The 20133-nt window shown below is 27.4% G+C and carries 17 protein-coding genes and 1 tRNA gene; 10 read left to right on the forward strand and 8 right to left on the reverse strand.

Annotated elements, in window-relative coordinates:
- The first annotated feature begins 8 nt into the window (after positions 1-8).
- From flgF to T324_RS0102030, 5 genes are all read left to right on the forward strand, one after another.
- Positions 9-857, forward strand: coding sequence for a flagellar basal-body rod protein FlgF (gene flgF, locus T324_RS0102010; RefSeq protein ID WP_028328748.1), 849 nt, complete (start codon positions 9-11; stop codon positions 855-857).
- A gap of 108 nt (positions 858-965) precedes the next feature.
- Complete coding sequence (locus T324_RS0102015) at positions 966-3845, forward strand: methyl-accepting chemotaxis protein (protein WP_028328749.1); 2880 nt, start codon at positions 966-968, stop codon at positions 3843-3845.
- Positions 3846-4038: 193 nt separating this feature from the next.
- Positions 4039-5142 carry an alanine racemase gene (alr, locus tag T324_RS0102020; RefSeq protein ID WP_028328750.1) on the forward strand — a complete coding sequence of 368 codons (1104 nt, stop codon included), beginning with the start codon at positions 4039-4041 and terminating at the stop codon, positions 5140-5142.
- Between the two features lie 26 nt (positions 5143-5168).
- Entirely contained in the window at positions 5169-6542 is a 1374-nt protein-coding gene (locus T324_RS0102025; RefSeq protein ID WP_028328751.1) for an alanine/glycine:cation symporter family protein, read from the forward strand.
- A 302-nt stretch (positions 6543-6844) separates the two neighbouring features.
- The gene (locus T324_RS0102030) at positions 6845-7501 is read left to right on the forward strand and encodes a flavin reductase (RefSeq protein ID WP_028328752.1); all 657 of its coding nucleotides are present in this window, start codon (positions 6845-6847) and stop codon (positions 7499-7501) included.
- Positions 7502-7680: 179 nt separating this feature from the next.
- Here the strand turns inward: T324_RS0102030 and T324_RS0102040 are convergent, their stop codons facing one another.
- Both T324_RS0102040 and T324_RS0102045 read right to left on the reverse strand, forming a co-directional pair.
- Positions 7681-9297 carry a hypothetical protein gene (locus T324_RS0102040; protein WP_028328753.1) on the reverse strand — a complete coding sequence of 539 codons (1617 nt, stop codon included), beginning with the start codon at positions 9295-9297 and terminating at the stop codon, positions 7681-7683.
- Positions 9298-9453: 156 nt separating this feature from the next.
- Positions 9454-10794 (reverse strand): CoA-disulfide reductase, encoded by a 1341-nt coding sequence (locus T324_RS0102045; RefSeq protein WP_028328754.1) that lies wholly within the window; start codon positions 10792-10794, stop codon positions 9454-9456.
- Positions 10795-11030: 236 nt separating this feature from the next.
- On the opposite strand from T324_RS0102045, the gene T324_RS0102050 reads away from it, so the two are divergent.
- Positions 11031-12020 carry a tetratricopeptide repeat protein gene (locus T324_RS0102050; protein WP_028328755.1) on the forward strand — a complete coding sequence of 330 codons (990 nt, stop codon included), beginning with the start codon at positions 11031-11033 and terminating at the stop codon, positions 12018-12020.
- Positions 12021-12025: 5 nt separating this feature from the next.
- On the opposite strand, the gene T324_RS0102055 is transcribed toward T324_RS0102050, so the two are convergent.
- From T324_RS0102055 to T324_RS0102080, 6 genes are all read right to left on the reverse strand, one after another.
- Complete coding sequence (locus T324_RS0102055) at positions 12026-12487, reverse strand: PepSY-like domain-containing protein (protein WP_038374937.1); 462 nt, start codon at positions 12485-12487, stop codon at positions 12026-12028.
- Positions 12488-12531: 44 nt separating this feature from the next.
- A complete protein-coding gene (locus T324_RS0102060) occupies positions 12532-12966 on the reverse strand; it encodes a PepSY-like domain-containing protein (RefSeq protein WP_051436768.1) in 435 nt (144 codons plus the stop codon).
- A 96-nt stretch (positions 12967-13062) separates the two neighbouring features.
- Positions 13063-13191 carry a hypothetical protein gene (locus T324_RS18700; RefSeq protein ID WP_281171791.1) on the reverse strand — a complete coding sequence of 43 codons (129 nt, stop codon included), beginning with the start codon at positions 13189-13191 and terminating at the stop codon, positions 13063-13065.
- Positions 13192-13398: 207 nt separating this feature from the next.
- The gene (rpsT, locus tag T324_RS0102070) at positions 13399-13662 is read right to left on the reverse strand and encodes a 30S ribosomal protein S20 (RefSeq protein WP_028328758.1); all 264 of its coding nucleotides are present in this window, start codon (positions 13660-13662) and stop codon (positions 13399-13401) included.
- Positions 13663-13693: 31 nt separating this feature from the next.
- Positions 13694-13768 (reverse strand) — tRNA-Asp (locus tag T324_RS0102075).
- 76 nt (positions 13769-13844) lie between these two features.
- Positions 13845-14231: a hypothetical protein gene (locus tag T324_RS0102080; protein ID WP_028328759.1), complete on the reverse strand. Its 387-nt coding sequence runs from the start codon at positions 14229-14231 to the stop codon at positions 13845-13847.
- Positions 14232-14391: 160 nt separating this feature from the next.
- On the opposite strand from T324_RS0102080, the gene T324_RS0102085 reads away from it, so the two are divergent.
- The 4 genes from T324_RS0102085 to T324_RS0102100 all read left to right on the forward strand — a co-directional run bounded on the left by T324_RS0102085 (position 14392) and on the right by T324_RS0102100 (position 19719).
- Positions 14392-15501, forward strand: coding sequence for an ATP-binding protein (locus T324_RS0102085; protein WP_028328760.1), 1110 nt, complete (start codon positions 14392-14394; stop codon positions 15499-15501).
- A gap of 89 nt (positions 15502-15590) precedes the next feature.
- Positions 15591-16505: an Rpn family recombination-promoting nuclease/putative transposase gene (locus T324_RS0102090; protein ID WP_028328761.1), complete on the forward strand. Its 915-nt coding sequence runs from the start codon at positions 15591-15593 to the stop codon at positions 16503-16505.
- Positions 16506-17140: 635 nt separating this feature from the next.
- A complete protein-coding gene (locus tag T324_RS0102095; protein WP_028328762.1) occupies positions 17141-18319 on the forward strand; it encodes a cell surface protein in 1179 nt (392 codons plus the stop codon).
- Between the two features lie 206 nt (positions 18320-18525).
- Positions 18526-19719 carry a cell surface protein gene (locus T324_RS0102100; RefSeq protein ID WP_028328763.1) on the forward strand — a complete coding sequence of 398 codons (1194 nt, stop codon included), beginning with the start codon at positions 18526-18528 and terminating at the stop codon, positions 19717-19719.
- Positions 19720-20133: the final 414 nt, after the last annotated feature.

Below are 20133 nucleotides of genomic sequence, written 5' to 3' on the forward strand. Positions count from 1 at the left end.
TATTAATAATGGTAAGAGGCGTATATACAGGTGCTAGCGGAATGATGGCTGAACAGGCTAGACTTGATGTTGTAGCTAACAATTTGGCAAATGTAGATAAACCAGGATTTAAAAGAGATACAGTAAGTTTCAAAGCTTTTCCAGAGATGATGGCTGCAAGAACTGAAGATGATGGAGTTGTAATATTTCCGCTTGGTTCTACAGATGTAAGACCTTATGTAGGAAGAATGGGAACAGGTGTTGAAGTTAATGAAGTTTTCACAGAATGGGAGCAGGGTTCATTAAGAGAAACAGGTAATCAGCTTGATATAGCTTTAGCAGATAAAGGCTTTTTTGCCATTGAAACTCCTAATGGTGAGAGATATACTAGAAATGGAAGTTTTTTAATAGATAAAGATCATTATCTTGTGACTAAACATGGATATAAAGTTCTTGGAGAGAATGGTTATATACAAATTAAAACAAATAACTTCAATATAGATGAAGAGGGAAGAGTAAGTATCAATAGAAGATATCAAGATGGCAATACATTTGTACAGTTTAATGATAATGAATGGGAAGATGAAGAGATACTTGATACTTTAAAGATAGTAAGATTTGATAATGAAAGATACTTGAAAAAAGAGGGTGAATCTTTCTGGGTAGATACAGATATCAGCGGTCCTGCTTATATAGCACAAAAAGGTGTAGACAGACCTAAAGTATTATCAAGATTTTTAGAGATGAGTAATGTTAATCCTGTAAATGAAATGGTTAGAATGATTGAGGTTCAAAGAGCCTATGAATTAAACTCTAAAACTATATCTACTCATGATACACTTATAGGCAGAGTAATAAATGAGGTAGGCAGAGTATAATAAACTTATACTTTTATTATAAATAAATTTTGATAAAAAACATACGATAATATATAATAGTATATCATATACTTTGCATATTATTTATTATTCAATATAGAGGATATTATGGTTTTAGATAAATTGAAACAACATGTTATTAGTAGATTAAGACTTTTTATCATTCCTATATACTTATTAATCGATATAGTATTTTGGAATATATTTATGTTTATTATATATAGGGATATTCCTCCAATATATGGTATAAAAATTGTCTTGGCTGTAGTTTCCTTTATTTTCCTATTTAAATATTCCAGAAGATGGAAAGCAAATTTAGAAGTAAAATTTGCAAGTAAAACAATATTTGTATTTTTTGTACTTTCGCTTGTAGGAAGTATTTTAGAATTGATAATATATTCAGTAGTTAATGATTCATTTTTATATACTATATTAATAGCTTTATTTGCAGCAACTATAAATGCATGTCTATTATCTTTTGTAATTTCATTATTATTTAAGATGTTTTCTAAAGATTTTGAATTAGAAGAAAATGTAGTAACATTTTATATACCATTGACTGCTAAATTAGGTCTTACAGTTTATTTGTTTTTTTCTTCTATAGTATTTGCTTTCCTTTTAAACTACTGCAGAGTTGAAGAAAATACTTATATTAATTTGGTTAGTAATGAAACTTTAAATGAAGTTCTTAATGTAGCTGGAAATATTAGTGATTTTAATAACAAAGTAAGATCAGATATGATTTCTTATAATAACTTTGTCTTGAGTATGTATGCAGGAAGAAATACTATAACAAGAAATATGATTCAGGAAGAATTTGTTAATAAACTTCCATATTATAATAATACATTAAATAACAATTATAATAGTATTTCTGTTAATATATACGATAAATATTTGGATACAGATTTACCTTATTCTATATCTATAACTAAAGATGATACATCTGGAAAATATTTAACGAGATCTTCTGATTCATTAAGTATGCATACATTCTTAGAAAATGATATAAAGATTAATAATATAGCTTTTAACGTTAATGTATATGATAGAAACAGTATATATATATCTTCTTATTCAAAGTTAAATTTATTTGGTAATGATTTGGGGTATATAATAACAGAGGCTGATATTAGCGATATAGGAAAAATGATAAAAAATAATGATATACTATCTAAATGGTCATATGTTTATTATAGGGTTAATGATAGAGATATAGTTTTAAGTTCTGACAGCAGATATATATCAGAAAGAATTTCAGAAGTAATACAATCTTCTGTAGAATTAAGTTCATATATTGAAAAATTTGAAAATAATGTAGAAAATAACATTTTTGATTCAGTAGTAAATATACCTATAGCTAATAGTAATTCCATAGTAATAGTTTCTTATTTGAAAGAATTAAAATTAATAGCTTTATATTATAAAGATATTAATTCTATTATAAGAGAATCCAATATGGATAGTAGAATATTCTTATATGTTTCTTTACATATAGCAGTATTTGTTTTAGCTTTTGTAATATATATAGTAATTCTTAAATTCTTATTATTATCAATTAAAAAAGCCAACATATCTACAGAAGCTCTTATTGGAGTAAATGGTGATTTAAGAAAAAGAATTTCATCCAAAAACAATGATGAAATAGGAGTTTTGATATACAATTTTAATTTATTCTTATCCAGACTTGATACTTTGATAGGAGAGTTAAAGTTAGAAAGTTATAAGGTTTTTGATGAAATAAAAATTATAGAAAAGGTTATTGATGAGAATACAAATAGAATTAATGACCAAAGCTCAAGTATTACAGAAAGTGTTGCAAGTGTTAATAATATAATTAATTCAATACAGAATGTTACAAACTCTACAGATCAGCAAAGACATGCATTTTCATCAGCTTCTATTGCTGTAGAAGAATTATTACAGACAATTTATAAAATTAATGATAATATGGAGCGTCAGTCATCCGCTGTAGAACAGACTTCAGCTTCTATTGAAGAGATGATATCCAATATTACATCTGTGGCAAAAAGTGTTAATAAGGCAGATAGTTTCTCTAAAAAATTACTTGTAGATGCCCATGACGGAGGTGATACAGTAGATGAGGTTATTGAAGCTGTTAGAGGTATTGAAGAAAGTTCTGACCAGATTAAAGAGATAGTTAACGTTATTCAAGGTATTGCTGAGCAGACTAACCTTTTGGCTATGAACGCAGCTATTGAGGCAGCACATGCTGGTGAACAAGGTAGAGGTTTCTCTGTTGTTGCAGACGAAATTAGATCTTTGGCTGAGCACACAGCTGATAATACCAAATCTATTACTAACATTATTAAAGCTATTACTAAAAGAATAGAAGAAACAGTGGAACTTGCTAGTAATAGTGGTAAATCCCTTGATAACATACTTGATATGTCTGAAAATACAGCAAGAGTTGTTTCTGAAATTAATACAGCCAATAGCGAATTAGAAGTTGGAGGAAGAGATATTCTTGAAACTATCAGACACTTAAATAACATTACAACAGGTGTTAAAGAGAGTGTTAAAGAGCAGATGAATAGCGGTGATGTGGTGGATAGCCAAATTACATTACTTGACCAAATAACTAGAGAGGTATCCGATATTATTGAGGCAAATAGTCAGGGAGCCAAAGAGGTTGTACATGCTATGTCATTCCTTAATGAATTATCTGTTAAAACGGTTGAAGGAAATAAGGAGTTCTATGAGGCTACTGCTAAATTGAATGAGATATTTAATAAATTCAATGAGCTTATGACTAAATTTGTTACTAATGCTGATAAAATTGAGGAAAAAGATAATATTGAAATTGATGCATCTTCTAATAACTATTATGTAGATAAGAGGATGGATATAGAGCTTAAGAATCTTGAAGAAGAGTTTAAACAAGATAATGAGGGATTTAAAAACAATGAAGAGGTTTTAGAAATGCTTAAAGAGGATTTCCAAAATCCAGAAATGTTTGAAAAATAATTATATAATATTGATATTTTTTAAATAAGTGAAGTGTTATATGTAGAATATAAATGCTTCGCTTATTTTTTTATTTGAAATATAAAGATATTTTTTATCACAACAAATATGATTTTAAATAAAAAAAATGAATTTTATTGACAAACATAAAAAAATAGTTATACTAAAATTTATAATATGTTTTGGATTGGATATGTCGCATTATACTATAGCTGAAATCAACTTGTGTAATTTAAAAAATAACATGCAGAATATACGTAGATTATTAAATGGAGTAAAATTACTTAATATAGTTAAAGCAGATGCTTATGGACATGGCATCATTCCTATATCTAATGCTTCAGAAAAATTTGGGGCGGATGCTTTGGGAGTTGCCACAGTTGAGGAGGGTATAATTATTAGAGAAAGCGGAGTAATGCTTCCAATAATAGTTTTATTTCAGCATTTTAAAGATGAGTCGGAATTAGTTTGCCGATATAATCTTACTCCAATAATTAGTAATGATGAATGCCTTCCGTATTATGACAATTATTTAAAAAAATACGGCGGAAAGTTAAGTTTGTATATAAAGGTTGATACTGGATTAAATAGGACTGGTGCTAAGCCGGAAGATGTATTGGATTTAGCAAGAAAAGTTTTATCATATGATACTTTAAGCATAGAGGGGATTAATACTCATTATGCTGGGGCTGATATGATGGAAGATTATGCAAAGGAGTTTACCAAAAAGCAAATTAATATTTTTAACGAAGTTTTATCTATTTTAAATGCCAATAATATAAAAATAAATAACTCTCATACAGCAAATTCAGCAGCATTAATTTCATATAGAGATACTTATTTTGATATGGTTCGTGCTGGTATAATATTATATGGGTATAGTTACTCTAACAAAGCTGATATAGAAGTAAAACCGCTGCTTAATTTTAAATCAAGGGTTGCTTTAGTAAGGAGGGTAAAAAAAGGAGAAACAGTTTCATACGGTATGACTTGGACAGCAAATAATGATACTAAAGTTGCTGTTATACCTGTTGGTTATGCTAACGGAATATCAAGAAAACTATCTAATGATTGGGAAGTAAAAATTAATGGTAAATACTATCCTTTACGCGGAAAAGTGTGTATGGATACAATTATTGTAGATATAGGAAGTGATAATATCAAATCAGAAGATGAGGTTTTAATATTTGGGGATGATGAAAAATTAAATGCTAAAACAATGGCAGAAAGAATTGGAACTATAAGCCATGAGGTGCTAGTAAATATAGGATATAGAGTTAAAAGACTTTATATATAAATAAATTAATTTTAGGGAGAGAAAAAATGGTTGAAATGATATCTCAAATTAATGGCGTCATCAACAGTTTTGTATGGGGTCCTGTTATGTTGACCTTATTGGTTGGTACAGGTATATTCTTAAGTGTGAGGACTGGATTTATTCAAATTACAAAAATACCTTTATGGGTTAAACACACTATTGGTTCTTTGGCTAAAAGACAGGATGCTGATGACAATATTACGCCTTTTCAGGCGGTTAGTACTGCATTAGCCAGTACGGTAGGAACAGGTAATATAGCGGGTGTAACAACTGCCATAGTTGCGGGAGGCCCGGGAGCATTATTTTGGATGTGGTTTGCTGCTTTTTTTGGAATGGTTACTAAATATTCCGAAATCATTTTAGCAGTTCATTACAGAGTAAAAGACAGCGAAGGACATAACCACGGCGGTCCTATGTACTATATATCTAAAGGTGCTAATATGCCTTGGCTTGGAAGTATATTTGCTGCATTTGCTGCTTTAGCTTGTTTCGGTGCTGGTAATATGACTCAAACTAATGCAATGGCTGCCGTTATGAATCAAAATTTTGGAGTACCTCATATAGTTACTGGTATTGTTGTAATTGCTTTAACAGCTGTTATTATCATAGGCGGTATTAAAAGAATAGCTACTGTTACAGAAAAATTAGTTCCTGTTATGTGCGTTATATATCTAGTTGCTGGTATAATAATATTAGGTATGAATTTAGACAAAATTCCGGGTGCTTTCCAAAGAATATTTGAAGAAGCATTTTCTTTAAAACAAGTTGGTGCTGGTTTTATGGGATATGCAATAATGATGGGAATTAGATACGGTTTTGCACGCGGTATATTTTCAAATGAAGCTGGTTTAGGAACTGCTCCTATGGCTCATGCTTCTAGTAACTCTAAAAACCCTATAGAACAAGGATTATGGGGAATATTTGAAGTATTAGTTGATACTTTCTTCGTTTGTACTTTAACTGGTCTTATGGCTATAATTTTTTTAGAATTAAATCAAGGTACTAAATTAAACGGTGCTGAATTAATATCTGCTGCTTATGGTGCTAATTTGGGAAGAGCAGGTTCAATAATACTTACAGTTTCATTGGTGCTATTTGCTTTCTCTACTTTTGTAGGATGGTCTCACTATGGTGTAGTTGCTTTAGGTTATCTTACAAAAAGAAATAAAATAGCCTCTTATACTTACAGAATAGTATTCTTAATAATTGGTTTAATTGGTGCTGTAAGCCAATTAGAATTAATATGGGCAATATGCGATACATTAAATGGTTTAATGGCTTTGCCTAACTTGATAGGACTTTTAATATTATCTCCTAAAGTTGCCCAGCTTACTAGAGATTATATGAAAGATCCTAATTCTACAAGAATGAAAGATTAATATTAAAAATTACAGCAGGGATTGGATTATTAAATGATTTTTGTTTGCGGATGCTAGAATATATAACTTAATTTAATCATGAAGCATAGCTGATATTTTTATTGCTATTGCTAATTTAAATAAAGTCTTTTAATTCAACTTAAGCTCACTAAATATTTAATTAGATGTCCGCATAAAATTGACATATTATGCCCTGTCTATTAATTTAGGCAGGGTTTTTTTATATAAAAATATTATATGGTATTGACTTTTTATTAACATAAATATATAATTAGTAATTATTACTAATAAGAGGCTATTTTATGGATACTTTTGCTTTAACTAAACTTTCTTATGGAATGTATATTTTAACTGCTATGGATGGAGATAAGCCTGTAGGATGTACTATAAACACATCTACTCAAATTACAGCAACTCCTACAACTATAATGATTAGTGTTAATAAAAATAATTATACTAATGAATGTATAAAGAAAAGCGGTCAATTTGCTCTTTCTATATTATCAGAAAAAAGTGATGCTACATTGATAGGGGGTTTTGGATTTAGAAGTTCTAGGGATAATAATAAATTTGAAAATGTCAATTATGAAATGAAAAATGGACTTCCTATAATAAAAGCAGCTAATGCTTATTTGATTTGTAAGGTAATTGATAGTCTTGATGTACATACACATACTATATTTATAGGTGAACTTTTAGATGCAGATATATTTGATAATGATACTCCTTCTATGACTTATGCTTATTATCATAATGTAATAAAAGGTAATACTCCAGCAAATGCTTCTACTGCTAATGCTTATAAAAAAGAAGAAGAAACTACTACAGCAAAAGCAGTTTATAAATGTAAGACTTGTGGATTTGAATATAAAGGTTCTGTTCCTTTTGAGGATTTACCTAAAGATTGGGTATGTCCTATATGCGGAGAGCCTAAAAGTAATTTTGAAAAAGTCTCATAATAATAAATCAAACTAATTTTTACCCCAATTTTTATAACAGTGCATATATATATCATAATATATGCACTGTATAAAATTATAAAGGAAACATTGATTATGATAAAAATTATAAATAATTTCTTCTTTAATGAAGAAGATTACAAATTATTGATAGAAGAATATAAATCTATAGCTAATATTTAAGAAATAAAATTATCTGTTTTTTCTAATATTTTATTTTTAAGATTTTCTCTTTTCTCTTTCAATCTTTTTAATATATCAGTTGCTAATTTTGAATTTTGTAAAGACTTTCTTATCTGCCAAAATCCAGTATCCCATAAAGATATTTTAAATTTTTCTCTATCAATTTTTTCTATATTTGAATAAAAAAACTTATAAAGCTCTTTTCCTATTTCAATTAATTCAAAACTTTCTTTTGAAACATATTTTTTATTTTCTTCTAAATATTGATACGCATATCTTTTTTCATTATTATATTCAAATAATTTACAGTTAGAATATACTTCTTTATAATCAAATGGATAAAATTGATTAATTATATTGTAATATTTATCTTTATAAAAAATATTGTTCATAGAAGAACTTTGATTTGAAGTAGAGAATAAACTCCATACAACGCAGTCAAGAATGAAATTTTTATCCGGATTTTTTTTAGGAATACAAAACTGATCACTTCCATTAAGCCAAGTAACCTTTACAACTCTTCTAACTGCATGTATAATCATAGCCTTTTCAAAATTTTCACTAGTTATTGATAATGATCCAGCCGATGCCTGAGGTGCTGAGAATATTGCTGTTAGATTTTGCTTTTGTAAATCACTTCCGCAGCTCATAAGAGAACCTATAAATCCTTCACATACTTTATCCCTTATATCATGTCCGCTTGTTTTTACTTTGATTGCAGAGGATAAAGGTACGAATGTATGGGAAGTTCTTACTCTTTTTATCCATTTATTAAGCAGATTATTTTTATCAACTACACTATAATTTTTTTTATCTATAATATTGCCTTTATCATCTAAAACATCTAATATTATATTTTCATTTCTTATATTATATTTGTTATTTATCTTCCATATTATAAAACTTACTGGAAATGGAGTTGTTTTTGATGTATTGTCAAAATTTGAAGACGAGAATATGAAGCCTGATATAAATTTATAATTGCATACTTTATTTCTAAATTTTTCATTATTATTGTATTTTATATAGTTAGTCTTAGAAAATATTGCAAGAATAACATTATCATTATTTATAAACTCTTGATTTATTCTAAACATAAACTGAGCATATAACTCTCTTGACGCTTCTCCTAATTTTTCATCATGCATAATATCTCTTATCTTACTTAAACTAACATTCCTTTTACTTTTTGAGTTTGTACCTGCAACCTGACTTGTAGCATAAGGCGGATTAATGAATATTAACCATTTTATATTTTTATTATTTAAATCTTTTTGTAATTTTTTAGGCAGTTTATTATAATTAAAAGACTTGTTATCTATATCATCATTTAAATAATCATATTGAAATAGGCATGCATCTTTAAAATTTTTCCTGCAGTATTCTATATCATCATCATTTATAGTGGACATATATAAATATTTATGATATTTTTTATCTATATAATATTCTAAATTTCCTGTTCCGCATGACATATCCCATATTCTATAATTACCATTTTCCAATTCTTTTTTATCAATTGTATTGTATATATATTCTAAGGATTTTTCAGCGAATATTAATGGGGTATAAAATTCGCCTAAATATCTTTTTTTAGAGTTGTATTCTTTCATAATTTTTATTTTACAATTAATAAATATTTTTTTCAATTTTTTAAAAATTAGGCTTTTTAAAATAAATTTTGCTAGCAGCTTTATAATTAAAATTAACAAAAACTATAAAGAAGCAAGTATAAAGCATTAAATAAACTTCATACTTGCTTAAATTAATTATTTTGCTGCATTTCCAGCAACATTTAAAGAATCCCAAGTTCTTGCAAAAGGAGGAGCATAGCATAAATCAAGCATACCCAATTCATCAACTGTTAATCCGGCATGTATGCATGCTGCTATTACATCCGCTCTTAATACAGCACCTCTTTTTCCTAATATTTGTCCGCCTATGATTTTTCTGCTGTCTGATAAATATATTAATTTTATATGCAAATCCTGATAATCCGGATAATAATGCGTATGATCAATGTCTTTTATAGTAACTGATTTATAGCTGATATTTCTTTTTTTAGCTTCTTCTTCAGTTATTCCTGTGCGTGCTGCTTCAAGTTCAAATGCAAGTATACAAGCACTAGTTAAGCTTCCTATAAACTTTTCATGTCCTCCTACTAAATTACTAGCAACCATTCTTCCTAATTTATTAGCACCAGTTGCAAGAGCAGCATAATTTTGAGAATCTAAAACTTTGTCATATATACTAGCACAATCACCAGCAGCATATATAGAATCAATACTTGTTTTTCCTTCTCTGTCTACAAGTATGGCTCCATTTTCCATAAGTTCTATTCCTGCATCTTTTGCCAAATCATTATTAGGCTTAACTCCTATTGCTACAACAACATAATCAGCATCATATTTTCCTTTATCTGTTACAACTGCTTTTACATTATTCTTATTATCAGCTTCCAAAGACATTACTTTTTCATTAAGATGCAAATCAACATGTTCTTTTATATGCTCTATTACCATATCAGAGAACTCTTTATCAAATTTGTTTCCAAATACTCTGTCAGAACGCTGTATTATAGTAACATTTTTACCTATATGTTTTAAAGCATGGGCGGCCTCTATAGCTATGAAACCAACTCCAAGCACTATAACATTTTTTATATTAGAATCTTTCATCTTTTCTTTCATATTTATAGCATCTTGATAATCTTTTAAAGTAGATACATTTCCTATATTAATATTTGGTATATTAGGTATTATGGATTTTGCTCCTGTGGCTATTAATAAAGAATCATAATTATCTTCAAACTCTTTATTATTAATAATATCTTTAACCAACACTTTTTTATTTTTAGCATCTATTTTTAAAACTTCATGATTAATTTTCAAATCTATTCCTGATTTTATAGTTGCCTCTGCAGTTCTTGCTATCATTGTATTAGGATCATCATAAAATCCTCCAACATAATAAGGCATTCCGCAAGCTCCCCAAGATACAATATCAGTTTTTTCATAAACGGTAATAACTGCTTCTTTATCTAATCTTCTTGCTTTAGCTGCAGCACTCATTCCTGCAGCAACGCCTCCTATTATTATTATTTTTTTCATGTAAGAAACTCCTTTTATATACCTATATATGGTATATTATAATAATTGCTTAATAATTTGTCAATTAATTTATTTTAATAATATAAATTTGCAATTAAAAATCAATAGTGTTATAAAAAATAGTACTGTTATAATACAATTTTTAATTTGCTCATTAATAAATTAATAACTTGAAAAAATATTAACTTTTAATATATTAAAAATATAAATTAATTAAAAAGGAAGAAATAAAGTATATGGAAAATCCTGATGATAATTTAGAAAGTAAAGTTAATAATATGATACTTTATTATAAGGATATATGCGAAAAAGAACCTAATAATGTTAAAGCTATGGTAGATTTCGGTATTTTTTATACGCAGCTTGGAAAACATAGAGATGCTGTTGAAATTTTTAAAAAGGCTCTTCTTATTAACAGCAATGATTATTCTATATGGAGACTTGTGGGTATATCATATACAAAAATAAAAAGTTATTATAATGCTATAGTTCATTTGGAGCATGCTTATGAACTTGAGAACAATGATTATATTAGTTTAAATTGGCTTGGAAATTGTTATATAGAGGTTGGAAGATATGAAGAGGCTGTTAATGTGTTAAATAAATCTTTTATGATAGCACCTAGAGAATATCTTAATTGGCGTACTTTAGGTATAGCATTATATAATTTAAATAGATTAGATGAAGCTATAGAATCCTTTGAAAGATCTGTTGAACTTAATAAATATGATTATGACAGTATTAATTGGCTTGGGCTTTCATATAAGGAAAAAGGTGATTATCAAAAGGCTATTGAGTTTTTTAATAAGGTATTGGAGATTGAAAATAATAATTATTCTGCTTATTTAAATATTGCTGTTTGTTATTTTTTATCCGATGATTTTGATAATTCTTTGATTTTTCTTAATAAAGCATTAGAAATAAATGATTCTGATTATTTAATTTATCATTATTTAGGGGCTTTATCCTATAAGTCTAAAGATTATATTAATGCAATTGAATATTTGAGTAAGTCTATAAGTATTAATGACAAATATGTAGCTTCTTATCATTTTTTGGGATTATCATATTATTTTGCTGGACTTTATGATAATGCTCTTTATATTCTTGAAAAATGTATAAATATTGATGATTCTAATAAGGAAGTTTATGCTTCATTATCAGATGTTTATATGGCTTTAGGAGATATTGATAAATCCACGGAAGCTCTTAATAAGTCCAAATAATAATTTTAATTCGTATTGTTATTATTATTTTCTTCTAAATTTTCTTTACTTATAATAATACCATATCCGCTGATTTCTATTTTATATTTATTGTCTAATACTATTATGAAATTTTTATCTTTTCTTTCTATATCTGTTATTTTTGAAGCAGGGTATTCATTATCTATAACATTAACCATAGACTTATGTAGGCAGCTCCTTGGAATTCCATTTTTTGTATTTTCATCATTTTCACTTATAATGCTTATTTTTTTCCAAAGGCCTGTTTCATAGAAAATAAATTTATAACCTAAATCTATATTTACTTCATATCCTCCGCTTCCCTGATATAAAGTTACAGTTTCAATATTATTACCTGGAAAATTCATATTAATGAAATTTCTAGCTTTTAGCGGAAGAGAATTTTCAGTCATGGATTGAGAATACAATAATGAACTTATTAACAATATTATAATAATTTTTTTCATAAACAATATTTAAATGTTATAATAAAATAAAAAATATATCATTATTAATATTCGTATTTTCTTCCTATTAATTTACCATTTTTTTCTATGTACAAGTTCATATTATTATCTAATTGAATATCATATCTATTATCATTTACAGATGTATTTAATATTGCACTTTGAGGATATAATCTGATTATAGTATCTATTACCTTTTTTGGAAGTACATTATGAGTGATTTTATTATTATTTCCATTTATGTATAGCCAGTCTCCTGTCCATTTGAATTTTATTTCTATTCCATTGCTTAGACTTACTATATAATCTCCTGTTTTCTCTCTTTCTGCTAAAAATATTTCATTTCCATAAAAATAATAAGCAATAAACTCTTTAACATCTTTAGGAAGTTTATCAATATCTATTATCTTTTTTTCTGCAAATACTAATTGAAATAATGATAAAATCATAATGGTACAAAATAAAAGAATATTTTTCATAAATGCTCCTTTTTATATCACTATATATTAAGGAGTATAATAGAAATAATTAATTTTGTCAAATTTTATTTACATAATTTTACAAAAAATATATATTTATTTTTCTATTTCATTTTCTGATTCATGAACTTTTTTAACATCATTGTATTCGTCAATTAAAGATTTGTATTCTTCTTCATTGTTTAGTAATATATTATAGGTTTTGCTTAGTAATTTGATACTCATTACAACCTCCTTTAATATACCATTATATTCTAATAATAGTTTTTAATCATAGTTTTATATTGTATAATGTAATAAAACTAGTAATAAATTCAATTAAATTTTTATATGTTGTACTTTATTATTGTAAAATGGTATAAAAAAAACCCCATATACTCTTTATATATCGAATATATGGGGTTAAAATTCTATACTAAAATAAAATATTTTTTAATTCATAGCATTAATTTTTTTCATAATATCAGATTTTTTAGCACTGGCTCTGTTAGAATGTATAACAGATTTTCTAGCAGCTTTATCTAAAGCACTTGCATATTTTTTATATTCTTCCATAGCTGATGATTTATCATTATTCTCTATAGATTTAATAACTTTCTTTTTTTGAGTATTTAAAAAACTTTTAATTTTTCTATTATATAAATTTCTTACAGAATTCTGTCTTAATCTTTTAGATGCGGAAGCTATATTAGGCATTAATGTACTCCATTATTTTAAAATAAAAAAGCGGAGTTGACGGGGCTCGAACCCGCGGCCTCCTGCGTGACAGGCAGGCGCTCTAACCAAACTGAGCTACAACTCCAAACTAGTTAAGGATGGTTTATATTATATACTAATTTATTTTTTTGTCAATACTTAAAATAAAAAAAATCAATTTATTAATACTCATCATCATAATCTTTATAATAATTATAAAGGCTTGATATACAACTTTCACATATATTAGCGTTTAAAAGTAGAACTAATATCTTTAAACAGTCTATATTGTCTATATAGTAAATATTGTTATTGTTTTTATAATACTGATATGTGTTAATTTTTATATAGTCATCAGAATTTATATTTATGCTGTATTGAGAGAAATCAAAGAATTGATCCTCTATTTCATTTAAATTACCGCATAATGAGTTATTAACATCATTGTAATCTTTAATTTTTATATATAAAGTTTTATCTTTTTTATTTGTATGTATTGTAGATTCAAATATATGATAATCATTTTCTGCTTTGTTTATATATTCAGGAGGAAGTATAGCATATCCCATTATAATTAATCCTAAAATTATTTTGTTTATATATTAAATTGATTTTTTGAAAGTAAAACAATATATAGTTCTTTTTTGATATTTATTATAATTCTATATTTGCAAGCATGAGGTATATAATATATAATTGCACAAAATATAAAATCTCAAAGGTAAAAAAATGTCTAAAATTAATAAAGAAGAAAATTTACATCAAAAACCATTAATGGAAGAGCTTTATAAAGAAGAATTAGAAGCCTTGAAAAAAGAAGATAAAAACAGCAAACCCAAAAATTGGCAGCTTTCTCCTCAGGCTGTAAGAGATTTTATTTTAGGTAAAAAACTTAAAGATGGCACAATTATAAAAAGAAAATTTTACGGGGATGATGCCCTTGTAGAGCGTGCCATAATAACAATAGCAGGAAACAGAGGGTTAATGCTTGTAGGAGAACCGGGTACAGCAAAAACTATGCTAAGCGAATTATTATCAGCAGCTATAAGCGGAAACAGTACCGTTACCATACAAGGAACAGCTGGTACTAATGAAGATAATATCAAATACTCTTGGAATTATGCTATGCTTTTTGCAAAAGGACCTGTAGAAGAAGCATTAATACCATCACCGGTTTATACAGGTATGAATAATGGTATTATTACAAGATTTGAAGAGATTACAAGATGTCCGCTTGAAATACAGGACTCTTTAATAAGTATATTAAGCGATAAGATTTTAAACATACCCGAACAGAATAAAGTATTATTTGCTAAGGCTGGTTTTAATATAATAGCTACTGCCAATACAAGAGATAAGGGTATAAATGAAATGAGCAGTGCCTTAAAAAGAAGATTTAATTTTGAGACTGTAGAGCCTATAAAAAATCCTAAACTTGAAGGTGAAATAATAACAAATCAATGCAAAACACTTTTTGAACTTGCCGACATTGATATAAATGTAGAAGATGATGTAGTTGATGTTCTTGCTACTACTTTTAATGAATTGAGAAGTGGGGCGAGTTTTGAAAATGCAAAGATACAGGAATTAAATTCTATTATGAGTACCGCTGAAGCTGTTTCTGTTTATTATCAGTCTGCACTTCACTCTTATTATTATGGGGATAAGAAAATTAAGATGGATACTTTGGTTGAAAATTTAATAGGAAGTGTTGCCAAAGAAAACAAAGATGATTTGCCTAAATTGAAAAACTATTTTAATAATTCTGTAAAAATAAAAGCAGAGAAATTAGGCAAACGTTGGAAAGAATATTATGAAAGCAGGAATTTAATAAAGTAATAATGAATAAGGATTCATGAGTCCTATTAATTAAATTTAATTATTATAATGATTTTGACAATTTATGTTATTTTTAATATAATGTTTATATGGATAATGGCTTTAAAGATATAAAATATTTCAATACATTGAATGACTATTTTGTAAGATACCTTTTCTCTGATAAAGGCAGTGAGGCAATATTGCTGGATTTTATTAATTCAATAATGATTGATTCTAATATGAAAACCTTTAGGTTTGTAGAGATTCTAAATCCTTTTAATTACAAAGAAAATTATGAAGATAAAGAAACTATAGTTGATGTAAAGTGTATTACTCAAAATGGTTCAGTTGTTATAATAGAGATTCAGCTTCAAGGCAACTCAAGATTTCCGGAACGCATATTATATTATTGGGCTTCTAATTACAATAAGCTTTTAAAACAGGGTGAAAAGTATGATGCTTTAACTCCTGTTATTAGTATAAATTTGCTTAATTTTAATTTAGATGATTCAGATAATATTCATTCATGCTACATGATTTATGATACTATTAGTCAAAGATTATTAACAGATCACCTTCAAATTCATATAATAGAGCTTAGAAAATTTCAATATAATTCATTAAAACCAGATTTAAATTGCTGGCTTAAGTTTTTTACAATGAAATACAACAAGGAGGCTATTATGTCTGATATAGTAAAAGAAAAACCTATAATGGAAGAAGTTCAGAGAAGATATAATAATTTTATAAAAGACAGACTCATGATGAATGAATATGACAAAAGACAGGCTTATTTGTACGGCAATCAGATAATGCTTGAAGAAGAGAGAAGATTAGGTGTTGAAGAAGGTTTTAAAATAGGTATAGAAAAAGGTATAGAAAAAGGCATAGAAAAAGGTATAGAAGAGGGTAAAAAAGAACAGCAAATATATATAGCTAGGAATTTAAAAAAATCCGGTATAGATATAAAAATAATCAGCGAAAATACAGGTTTGGATATAGAAGAAATTGAGCAGTTATAATTGTATTTATAAGAGAAACAGAAATTGCTAATGAGGTAAATGAAAACTAATAACTGATGATAGTTAGAGAAATACAAATAAAAAACTTATGAGTTCCTGGCATTCGTAAGAATGTTGGAAATGTCTAATAATTTATATTAAGAAAATTATTGTTATTAGTTATTTTAATATATGTAAATATAAAAATTATTATTAAAATAGATTTTTACATAGTTAATTATTAAATGTGCTTATTATTTTATATAGTATAATGTAATTTTTTTTATTTACTATGTTGACTTTTTTATATAAATTTATTAAAATAAAAACAGACGGTAAAACTAATGCTTAAACATTATGAAAGATTGCTGATAATGTTTGTTTTACCATCTGTTAGGAAAGATAAAGATCCTCTAAATCCTTATTATTCCAACAGTACATATTGGCAAAGTTATGTGTAACTTTGCAGAGAATAAAGATCCTCTAAATCTTATTATTCTCACTGATTTTTATAGTCCGTTAGGATCAAGCTTAAAGGTTCTAACGAAATACTGGAAACAATGGGAATCCTATGTTTTCATTGTTTCCTATAAATGTTTTTAGAAGTTATAACCAATTAATGGTATAACATATAAAAAAAATTTAGGAGAAAAAAAATGAAAAAAGTTTTATTGACAGCTATGGCTATTCTAACCTTAGCTGGTACATCAGTTTTTGGTATGTATGGTGTAGACGGTAATGACTGGATTGGCTTCCTTATTCATGGAAACCAGTTAAGAGCTAGAATGGATCAATTAGGATTCACTTTAGGCAACGGTACAATCAAAGGTACTTTCGGTTTCAGAGCTGATACTGGCTGGATGGGTTCTATATTAGGTGGTGGACAACTTGGACTTATGGATTCTCTTGCTTTGAACGCTACTGTATCTGCTGGTATAGGATACACTTCTGATATGATAGGTGTTGGTGTTGGATATAACTTTACTTATGTTGATAGATATATACAAGTACATACTCCAACATTAGTACTTAATGCTTTAAATAATAATTTAAGATTAGCAGTACCTATACAAGTAGCTGTAGCAGAAGCAAATGATTATCCTGGATATATTGATACTAAATTGAAATTCACAGGTGTAGGTTTCAACCAAATGGAATTAAGATACTATACTGGAATAGATGCTTTCAATCTTATAAGATTAGATGTTTCTTACAGAAATTTAACTCAGGAAACTCAATTTGCTAATAACCCAGCTTCAAAAGGTGTATATGAAGATTTAGCTTTACAATTAAGATTATACTTCTTAAATACTACAGTTGGAAATGTTACTGTTAATCCATTCTTAAGAATAGATTACATTACAATGTTAAAAGGTAATGCTCTAGCTAGTCAAATGGGTAAATACAGCACAATAGCAAACTCTTATAATTCTATTGTATATGAATATGATGCAGGAAGCGTTTACTCAGTTAAACCTTATACTATCAAAATAAAACCAGTATTGTCTTTAGCAGCTTCAAGCGATATAGTTTCTTTATACTTCGAACCTTCTATAGGTTATGCTTATTCATATTCTAAATATACAACAGAAGGTGCTATTCTAGCATCAAGTAGTAAGTTAGAAAATATCAGCCATGCTCTAACATGGGGTGCTTATGCTGAAATGTATGTAAGACCAGTTCAAGACTTAGAATGGTACTTTGAGATGGATGTTAACGGTAATGTTAATGGAAATAATACTGTTGCTAATGCTCAATTACCTCCAGTATTATTTGAAACTACTACTGGTATAACTTGGTACTTACCTTCATTAGGCGGAGATACTGCTCAGTAATTAGAGATTTAACTTAGAATATATATAACTAGGGGGCTTTTATAAGCCTCCTTTTTTATTTTTTTAGGCATTTTAGTATTGATTTTTTATGTATTATTTATTAAAATATATAAAGGTCTTAGATGTTGAAATATATATTTCAGCTTAATGCATTGCAAAGTTACTGCTATTAAGGTATTAACTATATAAAATTTTAGTAGAAAAAAATGAAAAAGGTTTTATTAATAGCTATGGCAATATTAACCGTAGCTAGTGCATCTATATTTGGTATGTACGGTATGGATGGAGATGACTGGATTGGATTTCTCACAGATGGAAACCAATTAAGAGCTAGAATGGATCAATTAGGATTCACTTTAGGAAACGGTACAATTAAAGGTACTTTCGGTTTTAGAGCTGATACAGGTTATATTAGTTCTATAATAGCTAATGGCGGTACATATAATAATGAATCAGTTTCTTTCAATCCTACAGTATCTGCTGGTATAGGATATACTTCTGATATGTTCGGTATAGGAGTAGGTTATAATTTTACTTATGTAGATAGATTTTTGCAAATACATACTCCTGTATTAATGGTTAATGCTTTGAATAATAACTTAAAATTGGTAGTTCCTATAGAAATAGCTATGAGTGATAATGTAAATTCATTGACTGCACCAGATGGTACACCAATAACTTTACCTGCAGATACTAAAGTTAAATTTACAGGTATAGGATTTAACAATCTTGAATTAAGATATTCTACTGGAATAGATGCTTTCAATGAAGTAAGATTCTATGCTTCTTATAGAAACACTAGTCATGAATCAACTTTTAATGGAACAACTACAAAAATGGTTTCAGAAGCATTAGCTTTACAGTTAAGATTATATTTCTTGAAAACTACTATAGGAGATGTAACTGTTAATCCATTCATCAAAGTTCAGTACTCTACAGCTTTAAAAGGTGATAGACTTGATGATTTCTATATGTTTGATAGTTATCAAAATGTTTCTAGTTTACCTTCTGATAGAAAACAATCAGATATTTATGCTGCTAACCCTTATGCATTAACTATTACTCCTGTATTATCTTTAGCAGCTTCAAGCGATATAGTTTCTTTATACTTTGAACCTTCTTTAGGATACACAGTAAGCGGAGATGCTCCTATGAAAAATCCTAATGGAAATAGTCCAAAACAAACTTTAACTCATGCTTTAACATGGGGTGCTTATGCTGAAATGTACGTAACTCCTGTTAAAGACTTAGAATGGTATTTCGAGATGGATGTTAACGGTAATGTTACAGGACAAAATGGTGCTGTTGCTAATGTTAACTTACCTCCAGTATTATTTGAAACTACTACTGGTATAACTTGGTACTTGCCTTCATTAGGCGGAGATGCTGCTGCTCAGTAATTAGAAATTTAATTTAATAATATAAATAGGGGGCTTTTATAGGCCTCTTTTTTTATATATTTGCAAATATTTTATGGTATTTAAAAATAATATTCATTTATAAATTATTCTTTTTTATGTGAAAATACTAACTTATTTGTTGTTTTTTATCTTTTTATAATACACTAATATTAAATTATTGCTGCTTCATATAACTACAACTAATTATTATTAACTGTAAAAAAATTAACATTCTTTATATAATTTGAAATATTTATAAACTTATCAAATGTAAATATGTAATTATAATATTTATTTAAATATTTTATATTCAATATATTTATATAATATTGACTTTTAATTTATTATTTTCTATAATTATTACTAGAGGATCTTTATTGGTGTCTATTGGGTTTTAAGCAATCTCTCAATAGG

Origin of the sequence: Brachyspira alvinipulli ATCC 51933, from assembly GCF_000518245.1 — a bacterium.
In the GTDB taxonomy this organism is placed as follows: domain Bacteria; phylum Spirochaetota; class Brachyspiria; order Brachyspirales; family Brachyspiraceae; genus Brachyspira; species Brachyspira alvinipulli.

Excerpts from the sequence above, each read along its gene's own strand:
- T324_RS0102080 (WP_028328759.1), bottom strand. The coding sequence starts at position 14,231 with ATGGGATATGCTATACTTCCTCCTGAATATATAAACAAAGCAGAAAAT.
- T324_RS0102045 (WP_028328754.1), bottom strand. The coding sequence starts at position 10,794 with ATGAAAAAAATAATAATAATAGGAGGCGTTGCTGCAGGAATGAGTGCT.
- alr (WP_028328750.1), top strand. The coding sequence starts at position 4,039 with ATGTCGCATTATACTATAGCTGAAATCAACTTGTGTAATTTAAAAAAT.
- T324_RS0102060 (WP_051436768.1), bottom strand. The coding sequence starts at position 12,966 with ATGAAAAATATTCTTTTATTTTGTACCATTATGATTTTATCATTATTT.
- T324_RS0102090 (WP_028328761.1), top strand. The coding sequence starts at position 15,591 with ATGGATAATGGCTTTAAAGATATAAAATATTTCAATACATTGAATGAC.
- T324_RS0102085 (WP_028328760.1), top strand. The coding sequence starts at position 14,392 with ATGTCTAAAATTAATAAAGAAGAAAATTTACATCAAAAACCATTAATG.
- T324_RS0102055 (WP_038374937.1), bottom strand. The coding sequence starts at position 12,487 with ATGAAAAAAATTATTATAATATTGTTAATAAGTTCATTATTGTATTCT.
- T324_RS0102050 (WP_028328755.1), top strand. The coding sequence starts at position 11,031 with ATGGAAAATCCTGATGATAATTTAGAAAGTAAAGTTAATAATATGATA.
- T324_RS0102095 (WP_028328762.1), top strand. The coding sequence starts at position 17,141 with ATGAAAAAAGTTTTATTGACAGCTATGGCTATTCTAACCTTAGCTGGT.
- T324_RS0102030 (WP_028328752.1), top strand. The coding sequence starts at position 6,845 with ATGGATACTTTTGCTTTAACTAAACTTTCTTATGGAATGTATATTTTA.
- flgF (WP_028328748.1), top strand. The coding sequence starts at position 9 with ATGGTAAGAGGCGTATATACAGGTGCTAGCGGAATGATGGCTGAACAG.
- T324_RS0102100 (WP_028328763.1), top strand. The coding sequence starts at position 18,526 with ATGAAAAAGGTTTTATTAATAGCTATGGCAATATTAACCGTAGCTAGT.
- rpsT (WP_028328758.1), bottom strand. The coding sequence starts at position 13,662 with ATGCCTAATATAGCTTCCGCATCTAAAAGATTAAGACAGAATTCTGTA.
- T324_RS18700 (WP_281171791.1), bottom strand. The coding sequence starts at position 13,191 with ATGAGTATCAAATTACTAAGCAAAACCTATAATATATTACTAAACAAT.
- T324_RS0102025 (WP_028328751.1), top strand. The coding sequence starts at position 5,169 with ATGGTTGAAATGATATCTCAAATTAATGGCGTCATCAACAGTTTTGTA.
- T324_RS0102015 (WP_028328749.1), top strand. The coding sequence starts at position 966 with ATGGTTTTAGATAAATTGAAACAACATGTTATTAGTAGATTAAGACTT.
- T324_RS0102040 (WP_028328753.1), bottom strand. The coding sequence starts at position 9,297 with ATGAAAGAATACAACTCTAAAAAAAGATATTTAGGCGAATTTTATACC.